Below are 21,757 nucleotides of genomic sequence, written 5' to 3' on the forward strand. Positions count from 1 at the left end.
ATATCGCCCGCTCGCTTTATACCCATTGAAACCGAAAAAGAACATTTACCAGATTGGGTTGAGGTTGGCGCGAAAAATGCAAAGACTCGGTAGATGTATCAAAAATCCGCACCGTCTTTTGTCTGGCAATCCGCTCTTTCTCTAGCTTGCAATTAATAAAACATCACCTGTTGATGCGTTTTTTTTGGAGAAAGGGTTAAAAAATAATGGTCTACCAATGACACCATTATTGAATGAGAATACTAATTTAAGGCGATCAATGACTTCATGGCAGTGTCATCGTTGACCTGATTTACCTGGAAATTTGCCGCAACACTGTACTTGAAGCTTCACAATGGGATACAACCTCAAGATGGAAAACAGCATCGAACGCGAACGCATTTATACCCGCGCCGATAACAAAGGGTGGAAGAAATGGGGTCCTTATCTGTCAGAACGCTCCTGGGGCACGGTTCGCGAGGATTACAGCGTCCACGGCAATGCCTGGGGATTTATTACGCACGACATGGCTCGCTCCCGCGCGTATCGCTGGGGTGAAGACGGGATTGGTGGGCTTTCCGACAACAAAGGCCACGTTTGTTTTGCCCTGGCGTTCTGGAATCATACGGACAGCATCATCAAGGAACGGCTTTTTGGTCTGACCGGACCGGAAGGAAACCACGGCGAGGATGTGAAGGAGATGTACTACTACCTGGATAGTACGCCCACCCACTCCTACATGAAAATGCTGTACAAGTACCCTCAGCAGGCATTTCCGTATTCCCGGCTGGTGGATGAAGCGCGTCGGCGAAACCGCCTGGAACCCGAATTCGAACTGGTCGATACCGGTATTTTTGACACCAACCAATACTTCGACATTTTCATTGAATACGCCAAAAACGACGAAAATGACATACTGATCAAAATTACCGCCCACAATCGGTATACTAAAGCCGCTAACCTCACAATGTTGCCCACGCTCTGGTTCCGCAATACGTGGTCCTGGGGCTATGAGCAGTATGCATACAAGCCCATTCTGAACGGCATTGCCACCACCCAGATTGCGGTCGATCACAAGCTTCTGGGGAAATATAAACTGTATTGCGAAGACGCCGACGAACTGTTGTTCTGTGAAAACGAAACCAACACGGAACGGCTCTACGGTATTCCCAATGAGTCGCTGTTTTGCAAGGACGGCGTCAACGATTACATTATTTCGGGCGATAAAAAATACGTCAATCCGAATCAGATTGGCTCGAAAGCTTCGGCCCGGTATGTCCGAACGGTTCCGCCCGGCGAGTCCGTTACCATTCGGCTGCGGTTTAGTCAGGATACCCACAAAAGCCAGCCTTTTGCTGATTATGACGCCATTTTTGACCAACGGGTTCAGGAAGCGGACGATTTTTACGATCAACTGCAAGCCAATGTAACCGACCCGGAATTGCGAATTATCCAACGGCAGGCCTACGCGGGCATGTTGTGGAACAAACAGTTCTATTATTACAACGTGAACGAGTGGCTGAAAGGCGACCCCAAAATGCCCACCCCGTTTCATGGACGGGCCTACCAGCGCAACTCCGGCTGGCGGCACATGTATACTGCCAACATCCTGTCGATGCCGGACAAATGGGAATATCCGTGGTTTGCCGCCTGGGATCTGGCCTTTCACACGTTGACACTGGCGCGACTCGATCCGCATTTTGCCAAACGCCAACTAGCGGTTATCCTGCGGGAGTATTACATGCACCCCAACGGGCAAATTCCGGCGTATGAGTGGAATTTCGGTGATGTAAACCCGCCCGTTCATGCCTGGGCGACGTGGAAAGTCTACGAGATCGACCGCGACATGAACGGCAAGGGCGACATCAACTTTCTGGAACGCGTGTTTCACAAACTGCTGCTCAACTTTACGTGGTGGGTAAACCGGAAAGACGTCAGCGGCAACAGCGTGTTCGGGGGCGGCTTCCTTGGCCTCGACAACATTGGGGTGTTCGACCGCAGCCAGCCTTTGCCGATGGGTGGCCACATCGAACAGGCCGACGGAACGGGCTGGATGGCCATGTATACGCTGAACATGCTGCGGATTGCCTGCGAAATTGCGCTGACCCGGCCGACGTACCAGGACATGGCGTCCAAGTTTTTCGAGCACTTCCTGCACATTGCGGCTGCCATGAAAAACCTGGGCGGACAGGGCATCAGCCTGTGGGACGAAGACGATCAGTTCTACTATGATGTGCTGCACACGCCCGATAACGCCAGTATGCTGTTGAAAATCCGCTCGATGGTGGGCCTGATTCCGCTCTTTGCCGTCGAAATTCTGGATGATGACTTGCTGGAAAAACTGCCGGATTTCAAACGACGGGTCGAGTGGGTTCTAACCAACCGCCCGGATCTGGCATCGATGATTTCGCGCTGGCACGAACCGGGCAAGGGCGCTACCCACCTGCTTTCGCTGCTTCGGGGTCACCGAATGAAAATGCTGCTCAAACGGATGTTCGATGAAACCGAGTTCTTGTCTGATTATGGCATCCGGGCGTTGTCGAAATACCACGGAGAAAAACCGTATGAGTTCAACCTGAACGGCGAGATTTTCTCCGTAAAATACGTTCCGAACGAATCGGAAACGAGCCTGTTCGGCGGTAATTCCAACTGGCGGGGCCCGATCTGGTTCCCGGTCAATTACCTGCTGATCGACTCCCTGCTGAAGTTCTACAACTACTACGGCGACGATTTCGAGATCGAGTACCCGACCAATTCCGGTCAGGTCATGAGCATCAAGGAAGCGACGGTGCTGGTGGCCGAACGTCTGGTCAACATTTTCCGGCGCGACGAAACCGGCAAAATACCGGCTTACAATGGCTACAAAAAATACCAGGATGATCCGTATTTCAAGGACATGCACCTGTTTTTTGAATATTTTCACGGCGACAACGGCAGCGGCCTCGGCGCCAACCACCAAACCGGCTGGACCGGGCTCGTGGCAGATCTGATCGAATTTCTGTATCAACACCGGCTTCAGAAAGAACCGGTTCATGCCAAAGTGTTGTAGCAAACGAATAAGCCGGCATTGAACCGGCTTTTTCGTTTAATAGCGGATGGTATATCTGCCGGTCTTTCCTTTTTGATTACAATTTAATACGTACATATAAACACAATTTCAATTTGTATTAATTGGGGTTACTGGCTTCAAACTGCCCCGAAATTCAGCTAATTGATTAGTTTACTTAAACGTCTTCCAACCCAGTTTATTCGCCCATATACTCACAAAAGCAGACCGGCAACTCACTTTCTTTGGCTCCTTTAACCAAAAACTGTATCTTCACCAGCCCGTCCTAACTATTTCTCTGATGCCGCGGTTGTTGTACCCTGTGATTCTGTTGTTGTGTTTTGTCGTTTTTCAACCGATAACCGGGTATGCGTTAAGAATACCGTCTGACTTAAAATCAGACAACGATTCCGTTCCCCGGCTCAACAATACTGCCATCAAACTGGCCCGAAACAAGAATTACAGCGGAGCGCTCCAGCTTCTGCAACGCGCTTCGGCGGGTCGCCCTTCCGACACCCTGCTCTACAACCAGGCGATCATCCTGAGCCGCCTGAAACGGTATGAAGAAGCCAGCAGCCTGTTGCAGCAGATCCCCAACTTTGCGCACGCCCAGGCCAATCAGGGCGTCTTTTTCTGCATGAGTGGTGATGTAAAAGTGGGCCTGGCCCTGCTTGAAAGCACCCCCGGCGGAAAGGGAGCCGACAAAGTAGCCTTCAATCGGGCCGTTGCCCACCTCCACGCCGGTCAGTTCGAGGAAGCCAGCCGGGCCGCTTCGGATGCGGTTCGGATGCGACCCGGAGAGCCCATGTATCGCATGGTGAAAGGCGATGCCCTGTTGGGTCTGGGAAAATTCCGCGAAGCCCTGCATGCCTATGAATCGGTGGAGAAAGCGCCGGAACTCTCCATGATGTTGCCGGTTCGGCTGGGCAATGCGCTCCTGGGCCTGAAAGAATACGAAGAAGCTGCCGAAAAATTCAACGACTATCTGCTCACCAACGACCGGACCTACCAGGCACCGGCCCGCTTCGGTCTGGCGAATGCCTTGTATGGTCAGAAAGAATTTGCGAAAGCCGTGGCCGAATACCGCCGGGCGGTTCAGTTTCGCCCGCAATGGGTGGAGGCCCGAACCGGTCTGGGCAATGCCTTGGCCAGCATTCGCGATTACCGCTCGGCCCGCATCGAGTTTGAAACGGCTTTGGCCCTGGCACCCGAAAATCAGCACATTCACCTGGGTCTGGGGGTTATCAGCCACCGGCAGGGCCTGCACGAAGAGGCCATGGAGCATTTTCTGCAATCGCCTGATTTGTTCGATCAGAAAGACAAAGACCTCGCCGATTGCTTCCTGAGCCGTGGCCTTACGCACCTGGAACTCAATCAACTGGATACCGCCCTGGTCAACCTCAACGTGGCCATGCGGTTGAACAAAGACCATCCGGCGGCCTATGCCGGTGCCAGTGAAGTCTACCGCAAGAAAGACAGCTTCCGCTACACACTAGCCTACCTGGAAAAAGCCATTCGCCTGTCTCCGCAGAACGACAAGATGCTCACCAACAAAGGAAACATGTACCTGAAATCGGGAAACATGGAGGAAGCCTACGACAACTTTTCCTGGGCTTTGCACTATAACCGTCAGAGTTTGAATGCCTTAAACGGTTTATCGATTTCTTTGCTGGAGAAAGACCGGATTGAACAGGCGGAGGCCGTGCTCGACAGCGTCATCAACCGGGGGCATCACAAGGCATTTCTGTACAATAACCGGGGTATTGTCCGCTCGTATCTGGCCCTCAAACACGAAAAAGAGCGGGATTTTCACAACGCCAAACAGTATTATTACCGATCCATCCGCGATTACGAGCGATCACGCGACCTCGACTCGACCCACAAAACGTACTTCAATAATTTAGGAAACGTATACAAGAATACGGAAGACTACGACAAGGCGGTTCAAAGTTACCTGGGTCATCTGGACAAAAGCGCTATCAACAACCTCGGCGTTCTGTATGCCCGCAACAAAAGAGGGGAATATGGGCTGCATTACCTGAACATTGCCCTGACCATCGATTCGGCCAGCATGGTGTACCAGTTTAACCGGTATAAGGTTTACAAGGAGTATTTTAAAGATTCGCTGGCGCGCCGTCCCGATATTCTTCAGGCTCAGAATCTGATGCCAACCAATTCAATTAGTTCAAAATACAGCAAAGACGGTTACATCAATATTTACCTCTACGATTACGACTTTGAACGCTACGAATTCCCCGGCGATCACTATTTTCCGATCCAAACTGACACGCCTATCCCCCCGGACTACCGGCCGCTGGACGACCTGGTGACGATGGAAATCATCGCGAATCCTTCCAAAACCGTCGCCCCGCAAACAACCCGGGTGGCCAGCAAACGTATGCCTAAACCGCGCCGATCCCGGCTGGCAGGCAGCACGAAGTGTCCGAAGATTATCTAACATGGAGTGAATGCGTGATTGAGCGATTGAGTGAAAAGATCGAAGATCACCCTTTATCACTCAATCACGCATTCACTCAATGTTCAAATCGCTCAATAAATCCTTGCTTTTGTCTAATAAAAATGACTAACTTAGGGTAGTTATACCAAAAAAGCGATGTCATGAATGTGTTACAACGAGTTGAACACTGGGGCGATACGCATCACCCTGCCTGGATTGACGCTCTTCGCATTATGCTGGGAATTATCCTGTTCCTGAAAGGAGTTAGTTTTATTGGAGACACCACGTACCTTTCTTCGCTCGTTGGCGGAAGCCGCTTCGGCCTGACGCCGGTCATTCTGGTTCACTACGTTGCCTTTGCCCATCTGGTGGGTGGTTTGCTGATCGCCTTCGGGATGTTGACGCGCCTGGCCGTGCTGGCTCAGTTACCCATTCTGGTGGGTGCCGTATTTTTCATCAACATCAGCAAGGGTTTCTCGGCTCTCAATTCCGAACTCTGGTTATCGATTGTCGTTCTGTTTCTGATGATTATGTTCCTGGTCGTTGGTTCGGGCAAGTTTTCGATGGACGACTGGATGAGCCGGCACGATCACTAAAACCGCCTAGGCAAGTTGCTGTTTATACTGGCGGGGGCTGATGCGCTCAACGGTTCGAAAGGCATTACTAAAATGCGTCAGGCTATTGAATCCCGATTCATAACAGGCATCCGTAATCGACTTGGCGGGATTGCTCAAAATCTGTTTCGCCAGCCGAATGCGTTCCTGGAGAATAAATTGAATCGGCGACATGCCAAGTTCGTTTTTAAACAGCCTGAAAAAGTGGGACTTGGACAAACAGGCCTGATTCGATAACTCGTCGATCGCCAACGCCTTCGTCAGGTTGTTGCGAATGTATTCCACGACAAACGCCAGCCGGTGCGAACTCATGTACTTCCGCGCCTGATCGACCAGCACCCGCCGGGCCTGGGTTTGCATCAGCCGTACAATCAGTTCTTCCAGCGAATTGTGGATAAAGAACGGTTTCAGGACATTATTTTCCCGGTACAACCGGATGATTTTATCAATTAATGAACTGATTTCGAAGTTGTTCTGCAGGTGATAGTTGTTGGTATCCACCTCCCAGAGTTCACTGGGTTCGCTGCGCGGATATTCTTCGTTCAGGTAATTCACGGTTTGCTGGATAAACTCGCCCGAAATCGTGAGCGCAATGCAGCGGGTGGGCGTTTGGACGGTCGCTTCCGGAAAGTCAATCTTCATCGGCTTGTTGGCCGGTAACACCAGTGATTCACCGGGCAAATAATCGAATGGTTTCAGATCGTCGATGTGCATGACCTTCTTGCCGCTCAGCATGCTGGTCAGCACCGGCGCACCAAATTCAAGCTCGACCAATTGCGCTCGCTGAAACGTTTCGTACAGATGAAGTTCCGCCACCTCGTGGCTCAGGGTTAGCTTGTTTTCCACCAGTGCGTCCAGTCGACCACCCCAGGCCGGCGACGCTTCCGAATTCTGCAATGACTTTTTTCCCGATGTCATAAGCTACTGGTTCTATTCCGTTTACCATTCCAATATCAATTTTCCGGATCCCCCAAAAACCGTATTCTGTACGCAAAAAAAGCGGTTTTCAAATCGGTTGATGGGGAAAAGAGAAAGAGACAATACCGTAAGTTTTTGAGAGAATAGCGAAAAAATTTTAGTACGATTTCGGCAAAATTTGTCACAATTCAAATTCCGAAAAGCAGTTTAACGTATTCTTTAATCCATGGAAACCTTAGAAGCACCCGTAGCCACCCGCCCGGCTACCCAACTGGAACGACCTCAGTTCAAGAATCAGTATGAAAACTTTATTGGCGGGAAATGGGTCCCTCCCGTTGGCGGTGAATATTTTGAGAATAACTCCCCCATCGACGATAGCCTGATTTCGAGAATGCCCCGTTCCAAAGCCGCCGATGTCGAACTGGCGGTGGATGCGGCTCATAAAGCGTTTGCGACCTGGTCGCGCACGTCGGCCACTGAACGCAGCAACATTATGCTCAAAATTGCTGACATCATTGAAAAAAATCTCGAATTCCTGGCACGTGTTGAAACCGTCGAAAACGGGAAAGCCGTCCGCGAAACAATGGCGGCCGATCTGCCCCTGGTGGTCGATCACTTCCGCTATTTTGCCGGTGTCATCCGGGCCGAAGAAGGATCGGTTTCAGAACTCGATGCCGATACGGTTTCGATGATTATCAAAGAGCCGATTGGCGTGGTAGCCCAGATCATTCCCTGGAACTTCCCGCTGCTGATGGCCACCTGGAAACTTGCCCCCGCTCTGGCGGCCGGTTGCTGCGTGGTGTTGAAACCCGCCGAACAAACACCGACTTCGATTCTGGTATTGATGGAGCTGATCGAAAACGTCGTTCCTCCGGGCGTCATCAACATTATCAACGGTTTTGGCCCGGAAGCGGGCAAACCGCTGGCACAATCGAAGCGCGTCGCCAAAGTGGCTTTTACGGGCGAAACCACCACCGGCCGTCTGATTATGCAGTATGCGTCGGAAAACCTGATTCCGGTTACGATGGAACTGGGCGGTAAATCGCCGAACATCTTCTTGCCGTCGATCATGGATGCCGACGATGCCTTTTTTGACAAGTGCATCGAAGGGGCCGTCATGTTTGCGCTCAATCAGGGCGAAATCTGTACCTGCCCGTCGCGTCTGCTGGTTCATGAAAGCGTTTTCGACCGCTTCATGGAGCGGGTAATCGAACGCACCAAAGCCATCAAACTGGGGCATCCGCTCGATACAACCACGATGATGGGCGCACAGGCTTCCAACGATCAGTACGAGAAAATCCTGTCGTACATCGACATTGGCAAGCAGGAAGGCGCTGAAATTATGACCGGTGGTGGACCGGCGAGGCTGAACAATGGCCTGGAAAACGGGTACTACATCGAGCCGACAATTTTCCGGGGCAACAACAAAATGCGGATTTTCCAGGAAGAAATCTTCGGTCCGGTGGTTTCGGCCACGACATACAAAACCGTCGATGAAGCCATCGAAATGGCCAACGACACGCTGTACGGTTTGGGAGCCGGTGTCTGGACCCGCGACGCGCATGAGCTGTATCAGGTCCCCCGGGCCATTCAGGCCGGACGGGTGTGGGTGAACTGTTACCACAACTACCCGGCACACGCGTCGTTTGGTGGATACAAGAAGTCGGGTTTCGGTCGGGAAAACCACCTCTCGATGCTCAACCACTACCGCCAGTCGAAAAACCTGCTGATTTCATACAGCAAGAATAAACTGGGGTTCTTTTAATCAATGACGGTTAAATGGCTGGATGGTTTAAATGGTTAATTGATGGTTGTCAACCAATTAAACCATCCAGCCATTTTTAACCATTCAACCATTTTTAGCCATCCAACCAATGCTTACCCAATCTATTTCCCGCGTTGAGATTACACCGGCTGCTACTATCATCATCGACAAACTACGCCGGGAGCATGGCGAATTGATGTTCCACCAGAGCGGAGGGTGTTGTGATGGATCGTCACCGATGTGTTTTGCCAAAGGTGACTTCCTGATCGGCTCCTCCGACGTCTGGCTTGGCGAGGTTCATGGCTGTGACTTTTTCATGTCAGAAGACCAGTTCGAGTACTGGAAACATACCCAACTGACCATCGACGTAACGCCCGGCCGGGGGGCCAGTTTTTCACTGGAAATTCCGCTTGGCATCCGGTTTTTCATTCGCTCCCGGCTTTTCGAGCTCGACGAACTCGATCAGCTAACGCCCGTTCACGTTGGCCCGGTCGAAGCCTGAAATCCGTTCGAATCAGGTTTATCCCATGGCTTTTTCAACGTGAACTGCGTTTGTTCTGGGCCGTTCGCTCAAATTGATCAAACCGACTGTTGAGAAATAGAGTTACAGAAATATTGCCTTATGGCAATTATTTATTCTATAAGTTCAACAAAACCACAGTTAGTCATGAAAATGTTCATAATGAGTTACGCACCTCATAATGAAGGTGGTAATGGCGGAAAAACCCAGCAAGGTTCAAAAAGCAATCAGGGAACCAGCCGGAAAGACACCGGAACGGGTGGCAATCGTGACATGAATCGCGACGGAGATTCGGGTATGGGTGGAGCTGACAACGATCGCAACAACCTGGGTCGTACACAGAAAAATCGCTAAGATTAATAAGCATAACCAGGCCGTTCCCGGTTTGATGGGTTTACGATTGCTGCTTTAAAGTCAGGCATCGTTCTACGCCCACGAGCGGGAACGGTTTTGTTTTAGACGTTATCCAATCCATTTTGTTTTAGACGTTATCCAATCCATCTGCCCGTACTGACCCGACAGGAAACGGATCCAATTGCCTCTTTTTGCCCCCTATCTCTTAATTTTTCCTAAATCTCCCTCCTCTATCCAGCAGAATGAGTTGGTGTTCGGGCAAAATCCGTATTTTTGTAACCGACGTCGGCATGGCAGGATGACACTGCCCGACGAAGTTTTCTATGGCTTCAAAAAAGAAAGTGGGTGCGTATCCGAGCGGGATGATTCTTTTCAGCCTGACTTCGGCCTTGTTTTTGATTGGTTTTTGTGGAATGCTGGTGCTTCAGTCCAAGAAATTGGTCCGGTATATTCGTGAAAACAACGAAGTACGGGTTTTTCTGGACAAGGATCTGGATGCCGGCAAGCTCGAGAAGCTTCACGCTGAAATCGTTAAAAAACCGTACGTTCTTTTCAATGGGACCTCACCCCAAATTACGTTCGTGAGCAAAGACGTGGCGGCCAAGGAGTTTATGGCCGATACCAAAGAGAACTTTACCAACTTCCTGAACGAAAACCCATTACGCGACAGCTACCGCATCAAATTGCAGGAGGATTACTTTGAAGAAGCCCGGCTGCAGGAAGTGAAAACCGATCTGGAAAGCGTCAACGGTGTTTTTGAAGTGATTTACCAGGAAAACATCGTCGACGAAATCAATAAAAACATCACTAAAATCTACATCATCATGTCGGTTTTTGCGGTGATTATGCTGGTCATTATCGTCGTTCTGATGAACAACACGATCCGGCTGGCCTTGTATTCGCAGCGGTTGCTGATCCGAAGCATGCAGCTCGTCGGAGCGACCAACGGGTTTATTCAACTTCCGTTTCTTCGGCGCGGCATGACGCAGGGCCTGATGAGTGGCATCGTTGCCGCTGCGCTCCTGTTCATTTTATTACAGGTAGCTCTCCGCAACATCGATGGCCTGGCGACCTTACAAGAACCCGAAAAAATTGCCATTTTGCTGGGTGCCGTCGTTGTACTCGGTGTAATCATCGGCTTAATCAGCACGTTCCAGGCGGTTCACCGGTATTTGAGCCTATCGCTGGACGATTTGTACTAATCCATTGAATGGTCTAAGCAGCCATCCTTTTAAACCATCTAGCCATTAAACCATTTAATTACATGAGTAAACTTCCCTTCGGACGCGCCAACTACACCCTGATGGTGATCGGCGTGGTGATTATTCTCCTGGGCTTCATCGTGATGAGCATGGACACGGAAGAATTTGGCTTTGGAGCCCTGGGCCTAACCATCGGGCCCCTGATTGTCATGGGTGGTTTTATTCTTGAATTTTTTGCCATTTTGCGCCGACCAACGAATCAATGAGTTTCCTCCACGCGATTATTCTTGCCATTATTGAAGGGTTAACCGAGTTTTTGCCGGTTTCTTCTACGGGACACATGATTATTTACTCATCCCTGGTCGGCATCAGCAAGTCGGAATTTACCAAGCTATACACGGTCAACATTCAGTTCGGCTGCATCATTTCGGTTCTGGTGCTTTACCGGCGCCGGTTTTTACAAACGACCGATTTCTATTTTAAACTCCTCGTGGCCTTTCTGCCAGCCGCCGTCATCGGTTTTTTGCTGAATGATTTCATCGATTCGCTGCTGGAAAATGTAACCGTGGTTGCCATTACCCTTTTGCTGGGCGGTATTCTACTGGTTTACATCGACCGCATTTTCAAGCAGTTTCCGCGGGATTACGACGTCACGTTTCCCGAAGCCCTCAAAATTGGTTTTTTCCAGTGCATCGCCATGATCCCAGGCGTTTCCCGCTCAGCCGCCACCATCATTGGCGGGATGACCCAGGGACTTACGCGGAAACAGGCCGCTGAATTTTCGTTCTTCCTGGCCGTTCCGACCATGGCGGCAGCCTCAGGCTATAAATTACTGAAAACCTACAAAACCATTCAGTCCGACGATATTCAGATTCTGCTGATTGGTAACGTTGTTGCGTTCATTGTGGGCCTGCTCGCCATTCGCGGATTTGTCGGTTTTCTGACCAAATACGGTTTCAAAGTATTCGGATATTACCGCATTGCACTCGGCTTGTTATTGCTGGGCCTGATGGCAGCCGGCGTAAAACTGGATGTTGTCTAAATCCATGCAGCAACCCGACGAAGGCCAACTGATTCTCATCGATAAACCGCTGACCTGGACGTCGTTCGATGTCGTTAAGAAGCTAAAATTTGCGGGGAAGTTCAAGAAAATTGGCCATGCCGGAACGCTCGATCCGCTGGCAACGGGCCTGCTGATTCTCTGCACCGGTAAAATGACCAAGCAAATCGACAGCTACCAGGCGCAGGAAAAAGAATATACCGGCACGCTGGTGCTGGGCAAAACCACGCCCTCCGTCGATCTGGAAACGGATTTCGATGCCGAATTCGATGTTTCCGGAATCACGCCCGAAGCCATTCAAACCGCCGTTCAGCAACTCACCGGCGTTATCGACCAGATTCCTCCCATTTATTCCGCCGTTCGGGTCAATGGTGAACGGCTTTATGAAAAAGCCCGACGGGGTGAAACCGCCGACAACGTGGAGGGTGGGATCAAATCCCGGACGGTGACTATCTCTACTTTTGAAGTCGATACCGACCGGTTTCCAGAAATTGATTTCCGGATTATTTGCTCAAAAGGGACATACATCCGTAGCTTAGTGCGTGATTTGGGATTGTTTTTGCAAAATGGCGCGTATTTAAAAGCCCTCCGCCGAACTCGAATCGGTGCGTTTCGGATTGAAGAAGCGGACACCGTCGACGGATTTATCAGCAAAAACCGCCCGGCTGAGCCATTACATTCATGAAGATTTACCACGGAACCGATACTTTCCAACCCATCTCCCACGCCGTTGTCACCAGCGGTACCTTCGATGGGGTTCATTTAGGCCACCAGAAAATTTTAACCCGGCTCACCGAAATTGCCCGTCGCGACGAAGGCGGTGAAACCGTGGTGCTGACGTTCTGGCCGCACCCGCGTACGGTGGTTTCCAACGACAGTCAGGGCTTGAAACTGCTTTCGACACTGGAAGAAAAAACCGAGTTGCTGGCGACTGCGGGCGTCGATAATCTGGTGGTGATTCCTTTCACCCGTTCGTTCTCCGAACTATCCTCAGCGGAATTTATCGAACAGATCCTGGTGGATAAAATCGGAACGAAAAAACTGGTCATCGGCTACGATCACCATTTCGGCCGCAACCGGGAAGGCAGTTTCGAGTATTTGCAGCAACACGCCCACCACTACGGTTTTGAGATTGAAGAAATCCCGCGTCAGGATGTGGAAGATGTGGGGGTTAGCTCCTCCAAAATCCGGGCGGCTTTGCTGGAAGGTGATCTGAAAACCGCTACCAAGTTTCTGGGGCGTCCCTACAGCCTGAGCGGAACCATCGTCAAAGGGCAGCAACTGGGTCGCACCATTGGCTACCCAACCGCCAACATTCAGGTCGACGATCCGAGCAAGCTGGTACCGGCCAACGGCATTTATGCCGCCGAAGTGATTTACAAAGGCGAAAAACTCGGGGGGGCAATGAGCATTGGCACCCGGCCCACCGTCGGCGGCACGCATCGCACGATTGAAGTGTATATTTTTGATTTCAACCAGGAAATTTACGGTGAGCACCTGACCGTCCGGTTTATCGAGTACCTGCGTCCCGAATTGAAGTTCGAAGGTTTGGCGGCTTTAGTGGATCAGATGCAACTGGATGTGGAACAAACGAGAGAGATTCTGAAGATGTGAAATGCCGGATGAAATGCCCCCAACCCCCTAAAGGGGGCTTTCAAATCCGGATGGTTTAGCCCCCTTTAGGGGGTTGGGGGCATTTCATCCGGCATTTCACATTTAAAATTCTTCCAAATCACCCCAGCGATCGCACGTAGCTCCCCAGCCATTTGACATCCGCCCCGTGGTGTTCCAGAATTTCCTGAACGCCGGGGTCGCTGGCGTGACCTTCAAACTCAATCAGGAACCAGTATTTAAAGGTTGCTCCTTCCCGCAGCGGGCGGCTTTCAATTTTGGTCAGGTTGATCTGACGGGCATCGAACTCCTGAAGAAACTGCGCCAAAACCCCGGGTTTGTTCGTGTTCGGCAGCCGGGCCACAATGGTGGTTTTATCGCGACCGCTCTTCTGGTTTTCAAAGTCCTTTGCCAGAATTAAAAACCGGGTTCGGTTTAAATCGGTGTCTTCGATATTATCAAACAAAACCGGAACGCCGAACAACTTGGACGCAATGTTGGAGCAGATGGCAGCCGCCCGGGGTTGCTGGGCCGCCAGTTTGGCCGCTTTGGAGGTCGACTCGACCGGAATCAGTTCAGCGGGCAACCCCTCGAAATAATCCCGCAAAAACTTGCTGCACTGACCGAACGCAATGTCTTTGGAATAAATGTGCGTGATTTCGCTCAGCACGTCGGTTTGGGTGGCAAACGTAAAATGAATCGGAATCTGGGCTTCAGCGGCAATCAGCAGGTCTTTTTCGAAGAGTAAATCAATCGTCTCATTGACCACGCCTTCCTGGTTATTTTCGATGGGCACCACGCCAAACCGGCTGCGGCCCGTTTCAACACTTTCGAACACCGACCGGATGGTGGGTAGGGCCATGTAATCGCTCATGGCCCCAAACCGGCTTTCGGCAGCCTGGTGGGTAAAACTTCCTTCCGGACCGAGATACGCCACCCGCTCCGGCATTTCCAGATTCCGCGAAACCGCAAAAATCTCCAGGTAAATGGCGTCGATAGCTGCCGGGGTCATCAGGCCCTTGTTCAGTTCGTGCAACCGATCCAGAATCTGCTTCTCCCGCTCAGGGCGGTAGATAACGGATTTGTTCGATTTCTTTAATTCGCCAACCTGCCGCACCACTTCCATGCGCTGGTTTAACAAATGCAACAATTGATCGTCGATGGAATCGATCTGTGTACGGAGGGATTCGAGGGTCACTTTTAAAAAAGTTATGAGTGAAGAGTTATGAGTGAAGAGTTGGCTGACGCATGAAACTCTTCACTCATAACTCTTCACTCTTAATTCCTAACTCATATAACTTATTCCAATACCAGCGCCACTTCCTCCATATCTTTCTCGATGCGGAGGTTGTCGATGATGAAACGCTGGCGATCCGGGGTGTTTTTTCCCATGTAATAGCTGAGCAATTTCGGAACGGACGTTTCTTTTTCCATAATCACCGGCTCCAGACGCATGTTGTCACCAATGAACAGGCCAAATTCTTCCGGTGAAATCTCTCCCAAACCTTTAAAGCGTGTAATTTCTACTTTTTTACCGCCTTTGGTCAATTTGTCGGTGGCCTGCTGTTTTTCAGTTTCCGAATAACAGTAATGGGTCTCTTTGTGGTTTTTCGGATTCCGAACACGGAACAACGGCGTTTCCAGGATGTAAAGGTGGCCATTCCGAACCAAATCCGGAAAAAATTGCAGGAAAAAAGTCATCAGCAACAACCGGATGTGCATGCCATCGACGTCGGCATCGGTTGCCACCACGATGCGGTTGTAACGCAGCGTATCCAGGCCGTCCTCAATATCGAGGGCGTGTTGCAGCAAATTGAACTCTTCGTTTTCATACACCACCTTCTTGGTCAGCCCGAAACAGTTCAGCGGCTTTCCGCGCAGACTAAACACCGCCTGATTCTGTACATTCCTTGATTTCGTAATGGAACCGCTGGCCGAATCTCCTTCGGTGATGAACAGCGTGGTGTTATACCGGTCGTCGGACTTGATGTCGGGAAGGTGATTCCGGCAATCGCGCAGCTTCTTGTTGTGCAGGTTGGCTTTCTTCGCCCGGTCGTTCGCCAGTTTTTTAATCCCCGCCAGTTCTTTCCGTTCCCGCTCCGACTGCTCGATCCGCTTTTTGAGGGCTTCCCGCGTTTCGGTGTTCATGTGCAGGAAATCGTCCAACTGATTTTTGATAAAATCAATCACAAACGAACGAACCGTCGTGCTGTTGGAGTCGGGTGCCATGTTGATGGAACCCAGTTTGGTTTTGGTCTGCGACTCAAAAACCGGTTCCTGCACCCGGATGCTAATGGCCGAAATGATCGACGCCCGAATGTCAGCCGCGTCATATTCCTTCTTGAAGTATTCGCGGATGGTTTTCACAAAGGCTTCACGCAAAGCTGCCAGGTGCGTTCCGCCCTGGGTCGTATACTGCCCGTTGACGAACGAATAGTATTCTTCGCCATACTGATTGCCGTGCGTCAGCGCAATCTCAATGTCGGAGCCCTTCAGGTGAATGATGGGGTACCGCAGGGCATCTTCGTCAGTTTTATTCCGCAACAAATCGAGCAGTCCGTTTTGCGAAATAAATTTCTGGCCGTTGAAACTGATCGTTAACCCGGCGTTCAGGTAACAATAGTTCCAGATCATATTTTCCAGAAACTGCGGGATGTAATGAAAATTCTTGAAAACCGTGTTGTCCGGTTCGAAAACGACCAGGGTTCCATTGCGCTGGTTGGTGGAATCTTCGCCCTGCCGAACCAGAATACCGCGTTCAAATTCGGCCCAGACGGTTTTTCCTTCCCGGTACGATTGCACACGAAACAGGGTGGACAGGGCATTGACCGCTTTGGTACCAACACCGTTCAGCCCCACCGATTTCTGAAACGCGCCCGAATCGTATTTCCCGCCGGTGTTGATTTTGGATACCACATCGACCACCTTTCCGAGGGGGATTCCCCGGCCATAGTCCCGTACTTCAACGCGGTGGTCGGTCACTTTAATGTCGATGAGCTTGCCATTGCCCATCACGTGTTCATCAATACAGTTGTCTACTACTTCCTTGATCAATACATAGATTCCGTCATCCGCGGCTGACCCATCGCCCAACTTTCCGATGTACATTCCGGGCCGGAGCCGGATGTGTTCCCGCCAGTCGAGCGACCGGATACTGTCTTCTGTGTACTGAACCTGATTACTATCTGCCATATGACTATTAAACTGGTTTTACGTCAGAAAACACCCGAAAAACCGTTTTTTAACGCATTCATCAGCGGTCTGTGGTTTATCGTGTGTTCGCAAAATATGAAATTTTGACCTTTAAAAAGAAAATGTTTAAAAAGTAGTAAAAGTTCGTTTACTTTGTAGCGCAAAGTGCGTCAAAAACCGCCAATGCACGATTTACTACCGATAGCAAACCAAAGCAAATGAGATTGAGCGCCGGAAATCGGTCGTATACTTTCTTAAAAATATGCAAAAATATCCACATTTCCACTGTTTTAGCTCAAATTTTTCCGCCTACTCTTCGATGCAATTTTTCCGCAAAACCATTCTAGGTGTATTGCTGCTCTGTACTGGCTTCAATGCGGCAGCTCAGGTCATTCAGGCTCCTTCAGCCCCCACGTCGGCTCCCTCAACGCTCCCTTCCGGTATGCCGCGCCCCACGCAGGGTCAGGCACCGGCCGGACAGCTTCCGGGACAAACCGGTAACGCCCCCCGCGGTACGCAAGGCACGACCGTACCGACTCAACAGGGAACCCGTGGAACAACCGGCGCAACGGGTACGACACAACAGGGCACCAATCAGCAGGGAACCCGGGGCCAGAGCGGAACGACCGGGCAAAACGGCACGACAGGCACCAACCAGAACGGGCAGCAAACCGCTCCTGACGGAAGCAGCCAGAATGCCACCGAGCAACCTCTGGACGACCAGAATGAGACTCAGCTAAAAACGGAAGCCGAACTCCTGCGGGAACGGGAACTGGCCGCACAACGGCGTAAATTATTCGGGTATCAGCTTTTTAACGATCCGGCCAACGGCAGCGTTTTTCAGCCGAACATCAACATTGCTACACCAAAAGGTTACGTAGTGGGTCCCAATGATCAGTTAAACATCAACATCTACGGCTATTCGGAAGCCGTTTACCAGACCACAGTTAACCCCGACGGATTTATCTACCTCCAGCGCGTAGGACCGGTTCATGTTTCCGGTCTAACCATCGAACAGGCCAGAGGTCGTATTCTGGATCGGCTGGCAAAAATATACGTCGGATTGAAAAGCGGACCTTATGGAGCGGCCAATACGTACATGATCGTCACACTGGGTGACATTCGCAGCATCCGGGTAACGGTGACGGGCGAAGCCGTCCGGCCGGGAACCTACACCGTATCGTCGCTTTCGACGGCCATGAACGTGATTTACCAGGCCGGTGGTCCGAGCGAAATTGGCTCGTTCCGGAACGTTCAGGTGATCCGCAACAACCGGGTCGTGGCCTCCATCGATTTGTATGACTTCCTGACGACCGGAATTCAGCGGAACGACATCCGCTTGCAGGACAACGATAACGTACGCTTCCAGACGTTCAAGTCGCACGTGGAAATTAACGGATCGACCAAACGCAACAACATTTTTGAAATGTTGCCCGGCGAACCCATGGCGCGATTGCTCGAACTGGCCGGTGGTTTTAGCAGCAATGCCTACAAAGCCCGCATCAAAGTGACCCGGTTTACGAACCGGGAACTGAAAGTGATCGACGTTGTGGAATCGGATTTCCCGACCTTCCCGATGGAAGATGGTGACCAGGTCGTGGTTGAAGGCGTGTTGGTCCGCTACGAGAATCAGGTCGGTATTCAGGGAGCGGTTTTCCGTCCGGGCATTTATTCGCTGGATCAGAACAAAACCCTGAAACAACTGATTGCCAGTGCTGAAGGTCTGAAAGGAGAAGCCTTTACGGGCCGGATTCAAATCGTTCGCACCCGCGAAGACATGGCGATCGAAAATATCTCCCTAAATTTGGTCGATATTATGAACGGCGTGAAGCCGGATGTGGAATTGAAACGGGAAGATCAGGTCATTATTCCTTCCCGCTTCGACATGGCCGAATTTGCCGAAATCAGCATCACCGGTGAAGTCATCACTCCGATTGCGGCTACGCCGTATGTGGCCAACATGACGCTCGAAGATTTGATTTTGCGGGCGGGTGGCTTGAAAGAATCGGCCGCGGCCGCGCAGATTGAAATTGTCCGTCGGAAAAAAGACGTCGATGTGAGTTCAAAATCGGCTCAGGTTTCGGAAATTTTCCGATTCAACGTCGATCGGGATCTCAGCATGAAACCAACCGATACGCAGTTTCCGCTCTTTCCCTACGATCAGGTCATCGTGCGCCGGTCGCCCAATTACCGCATCCAGACGTTTGTCAATGCGGAAGGGGAAGTGGTCATGCCGGGTGAATATCCGGTGGTAACGAAAGACCAGCGTGTTTCGGATCTGGTCAAAATGGCGGGTGGCATTACGCCGTTTGCATACGTCCAGGGCGCCACGCTGGTTCGGACCATTCAGCTTAGTGAGGCTGAAAAACAGTTGCGGCAGCAAACCATTACCGAACTGGCCGATGACACGCCGAAGGCGATTGTGAAGCCCGAAGTGACCACCGATGTTACAGAGCAACTGATCGGCATCAACCTGCAGAAGATTCTAAGCAATCCGGGTTCGGCGGAAGATATGATTCTGGAAGAAGGCGATATTTTGCGAATTCCGAAACAACTGGAAACCGTACGGGTTGGTGGAGAAGTGCTGTTGCCCACAACGGCGAAATACCGGAGAGGGCAAACATTCCAGGATTACATTTCGCAGGCGGGTGGGTTCACCAGCCGTTCAGCCCGGAAACGCGCTTATGTCGTGTATGCCAACGGGTCGGCCGACCGGACACGCCGGTTTGCATTCTTCAATGTGTATCCACGCGTTGAACCCGGTTCCGAAATTATTGTTCCGCAGCAAACCAAGGGCGAATTGACCCCGCAGCAGCTCATTTCGAACACCACCGGCGTGCTCAGTTCGATCATGACATTGATCACAACGGTGTTGGCATTCCGGTTGCTTCGTTAATTCAGACATAAATCGCTTTGGTAATCTGACTTCGTATGGAAACCATTGATTCAAAAAAAACAGACAAAAATCAACTGCCTCCCGATCAGGTATCGCCCAAGGAAGTTGTCAACCGGGTCATCCTGTTCAAAGACCAATTAATCCGCAGTTGGAAGCTGCTGGCCATCTTTATGGTGATCGGCGGAGCAATCGGCTTTATTATTGACTTCAATACGGACAAACGGCCGACTTACACGGGTTACATTACGTTTAACCTCGGAGGTGGATCAAGCCAGGGAGGTTTGGGCGAACTGGGCAACCTGGCCGGTATGTTTGGTCTGGGTGGTGGCGCTCCGGATGCCAACATCTTTACGGGTGAAAACTTCATGTATTATGTGGTTTCCAAACCGATCATCACCCGGTCGTTGCTGAAAGAGGTGGACACAACCGCCAACCACAAAGACCTGATGGTCAACTACTACATCAACAAGAGCGGGATTCGCGACGATGAGTGGGAAGACGACGATACGTTGCGGAACTTCCGCTTTATCCGGGGAAAAGATCCCAAAACCTTCACCCGGCTGGAAAACAAGGCACTGGATGGGGTTTTCAACCGCATCAAAGGCGAAACCTCGATTGCCCAGCTCGATCGGAAATCGTCATTCCTCACCCTCCGAACAGGGATGCACGCCGAAATGCTGGCGGCCACCTGGCTGGACGTTCTGCTGGAAACCGTACAGGAAGACTTTACGGAAAAACAAAACCGCAAAACCCGAGAAATGCTGGTGCTGATGGAAAACCGCCGGGATTCGCTGGGACGCGTACTGGGACGTAATGATTCGAACCTGGCCCGCTACATTGACCAGAATCAGCAGGTTGTCGTGGCCGAAGGGCAGCTTCAGCAGTCGAAACTGACCCGCAACTCGACTTTTCTGCAACAACTTTACTACGGAGCGGTTCAAAGCGTCGACAACCTGAAGCTTAGTCTGATCAAGGAAGCGCCCCTGTTTACCATTGTGGAACCCGTTTCGCTGCCGCTGTTCAAGGAAACTCACGAACCGTTTGCCTTTCAGGCCGGTATTGTCATGGGGCTCATTCTGGGTCTGATCTTCATCTTCCTGAGACAGACCTTCTACAGCATCATGCAGAGCTAATATTGCCAATGAACCCTCCCTCACCGACCGCACGGTTCACGAGGGAGGGTACTTACTTACACTCTTCATTTATTCAAGTTTGTGAAAACACACGAAGTGGTTATTGAACCCGGCCGGTCGGAAAAGAATTACTGGCGGGATCTCTGGAAAAACCGGGAATTGCTCTATATTTTGTCCATGCGTGACATTTCGGTTCGCTACAAGCAAACCATCCTGGGTACCTCCTGGAGTCTGATCCGTCCGCTGATTACGATGATGATTATGTTCTTCGTTTTCAGTAAAGTGGCGAAACTGAAGGGCGATCCCGGCATTCCGTATCCACTCATGATTTTGGCCGGATTGACAATCTGGACCTTTTTTTCCAATTCGTTCACCCAGATCAGCACCAGCATCACGGCCAACTCGAACCTGGTCACGAAGGTGTATTTTCCCCGGCTGATCATGCCGCTCAGTTCGTCAGTCGTGAGTTTCATCGACTTTCTGGTGGCGCTGGGCCTGTTCGTGGTTCTGACGATCTGGTACCAGTTCTGGCCCGACTGGCACATCCTGTTTCTGCCGTTCTTTATCCTGCTGGCGTTGCTGGCATCGTTTGCATTTGGTCTTATCTTTGCGGTGCTCAACGTCAAATTTCGGGACATTGGTCAGCTCATACCGTTCATCGTTCAGATCGGTTTTTATGCCTGCCCGATTGCGTATAGCAGCCGGCTGGTAGAAGAAAATGCCGGCGAATGGTGGCACCCGATCTATTACATGAACCCGATGGTGGGCATTATCGACGGATTCAAATGGTCGTTATTGGGTGAGAAAGCCTTTTTCAATCCGACCAGTGTGATTAATTCAGTGGTGATTATTACAATCTTTTTGTTCATCTCCATTTATTTTTTCCGGAAACGGGAAAACTCCTTTGTGGATGATATTTAAAATTAAGTTGCTGGGTTTCGTTTTGAACAGAATGTGTTTATTTACGTTAGTTAACTGAAAACAAACAACTTACAACGGGCAACTTAGT

At 50.8% G+C, this 21,757-nt stretch carries 17 protein-coding genes; 14 read left to right on the forward strand and 3 right to left on the reverse strand.

Features of this window, described 5'->3' with window-relative positions; translation table 11 throughout:
- Positions 1-334 precede the first annotated feature (334 nt).
- The 3 genes from F0P93_RS06870 (at position 335) to F0P93_RS06880 (ending at position 6,079) form a co-directional block, all read left to right on the forward strand.
- On the forward strand, positions 335-3,028 hold the full coding sequence (locus F0P93_RS06870) for an MGH1-like glycoside hydrolase domain-containing protein (RefSeq protein WP_225309389.1): 2,694 nt from the start codon (positions 335-337) through the stop codon (positions 3,026-3,028).
- A gap of 298 nt (positions 3,029-3,326) precedes the next feature.
- Positions 3,327-5,483 (forward strand): tetratricopeptide repeat protein, encoded by a 2,157-nt coding sequence (locus F0P93_RS06875; protein ID WP_150875590.1) that lies wholly within the window; start codon positions 3,327-3,329, stop codon positions 5,481-5,483.
- Between the two features lie 161 nt (positions 5,484-5,644).
- Entirely contained in the window at positions 5,645-6,079 is a 435-nt protein-coding gene (locus tag F0P93_RS06880; protein ID WP_150875591.1) for a DoxX family protein, read from the forward strand.
- A 6-nt stretch (positions 6,080-6,085) separates the two neighbouring features.
- On the opposite strand, the gene F0P93_RS06885 is transcribed toward F0P93_RS06880, so the two are convergent.
- On the reverse strand, positions 6,086-7,015 hold the full coding sequence (locus F0P93_RS06885) for an AraC family transcriptional regulator (protein WP_150875592.1): 930 nt from the start codon (positions 7,013-7,015) through the stop codon (positions 6,086-6,088).
- A 226-nt stretch (positions 7,016-7,241) separates the two neighbouring features.
- On the opposite strand from F0P93_RS06885, the gene F0P93_RS06890 reads away from it, so the two are divergent.
- From F0P93_RS06890 to F0P93_RS06925, 8 genes are all read left to right on the forward strand, one after another.
- The gene (locus tag F0P93_RS06890; protein ID WP_150875593.1) at positions 7,242-8,780 is read left to right on the forward strand and encodes an aldehyde dehydrogenase family protein; all 1,539 of its coding nucleotides are present in this window, start codon (positions 7,242-7,244) and stop codon (positions 8,778-8,780) included.
- Positions 8,781-8,889: 109 nt separating this feature from the next.
- On the forward strand, positions 8,890-9,282 hold the full coding sequence (locus F0P93_RS06895; RefSeq protein WP_150875594.1) for a DUF779 domain-containing protein: 393 nt from the start codon (positions 8,890-8,892) through the stop codon (positions 9,280-9,282).
- 165 nt (positions 9,283-9,447) lie between these two features.
- Complete coding sequence (locus tag F0P93_RS06900; RefSeq protein ID WP_150875595.1) at positions 9,448-9,654, forward strand: hypothetical protein; 207 nt, start codon at positions 9,448-9,450, stop codon at positions 9,652-9,654.
- Between the two features lie 323 nt (positions 9,655-9,977).
- On the forward strand, positions 9,978-10,856 hold the full coding sequence (locus tag F0P93_RS06905; RefSeq protein ID WP_150875596.1) for a cell division protein FtsX: 879 nt from the start codon (positions 9,978-9,980) through the stop codon (positions 10,854-10,856).
- Positions 10,857-10,918: 62 nt separating this feature from the next.
- Entirely contained in the window at positions 10,919-11,122 is a 204-nt protein-coding gene (locus F0P93_RS06910) for a DUF3098 domain-containing protein (protein WP_114405816.1), read from the forward strand.
- Positions 11,119-11,898, forward strand: a complete 780-nt coding sequence (locus tag F0P93_RS06915; protein ID WP_138990897.1) for an undecaprenyl-diphosphate phosphatase — start codon at positions 11,119-11,121, stop codon at positions 11,896-11,898. Before F0P93_RS06910 ends, F0P93_RS06915 begins: the two co-directional genes overlap by 4 nt.
- Before the next feature lie 4 nt (positions 11,899-11,902).
- Positions 11,903-12,601, forward strand: a complete 699-nt coding sequence (gene truB / locus F0P93_RS06920; RefSeq protein WP_150875597.1) for a tRNA pseudouridine(55) synthase TruB — start codon at positions 11,903-11,905, stop codon at positions 12,599-12,601.
- The gene (locus tag F0P93_RS06925) at positions 12,598-13,530 is read left to right on the forward strand and encodes a bifunctional riboflavin kinase/FAD synthetase (RefSeq protein WP_150875598.1); all 933 of its coding nucleotides are present in this window, start codon (positions 12,598-12,600) and stop codon (positions 13,528-13,530) included. Before truB ends, F0P93_RS06925 begins: the two co-directional genes overlap by 4 nt.
- 118 nt (positions 13,531-13,648) lie before the next feature.
- On the opposite strand, the gene pheA is transcribed toward F0P93_RS06925, so the two are convergent.
- Both pheA and F0P93_RS06935 read right to left on the reverse strand, forming a co-directional pair.
- Positions 13,649-14,725, reverse strand: a complete 1,077-nt coding sequence (pheA, locus tag F0P93_RS06930; RefSeq protein WP_150875599.1) for a prephenate dehydratase — start codon at positions 14,723-14,725, stop codon at positions 13,649-13,651.
- 101 nt (positions 14,726-14,826) lie between these two features.
- Positions 14,827-16,719, reverse strand: coding sequence for a DNA topoisomerase IV subunit B (locus F0P93_RS06935; RefSeq protein ID WP_150875600.1), 1,893 nt, complete (start codon positions 16,717-16,719; stop codon positions 14,827-14,829).
- 319 nt (positions 16,720-17,038) lie between these two features.
- Between F0P93_RS06935 and F0P93_RS06940 the strand changes: the two genes are divergently transcribed.
- The 3 genes from F0P93_RS06940 (at position 17,039) to F0P93_RS06950 (ending at position 21,669) form a co-directional block, all read left to right on the forward strand.
- On the forward strand, positions 17,039-19,615 hold the full coding sequence (locus F0P93_RS06940) for a polysaccharide biosynthesis/export family protein (RefSeq protein WP_150875601.1): 2,577 nt from the start codon (positions 17,039-17,041) through the stop codon (positions 19,613-19,615).
- 35 nt (positions 19,616-19,650) lie between these two features.
- Positions 19,651-20,748 carry a hypothetical protein gene (locus F0P93_RS06945; protein ID WP_150875602.1) on the forward strand — a complete coding sequence of 366 codons (1,098 nt, stop codon included), beginning with the start codon at positions 19,651-19,653 and terminating at the stop codon, positions 20,746-20,748.
- Between the two features lie 81 nt (positions 20,749-20,829).
- Entirely contained in the window at positions 20,830-21,669 is an 840-nt protein-coding gene (locus F0P93_RS06950; RefSeq protein ID WP_114405824.1) for an ABC transporter permease, read from the forward strand.
- Positions 21,670-21,757 lie beyond the last annotated feature (88 nt).

The sequence above is a fragment of the Larkinella humicola genome, from assembly GCF_008727875.1.
Classification (GTDB): domain Bacteria; phylum Bacteroidota; class Bacteroidia; order Cytophagales; family Spirosomataceae; genus Larkinella; species Larkinella humicola.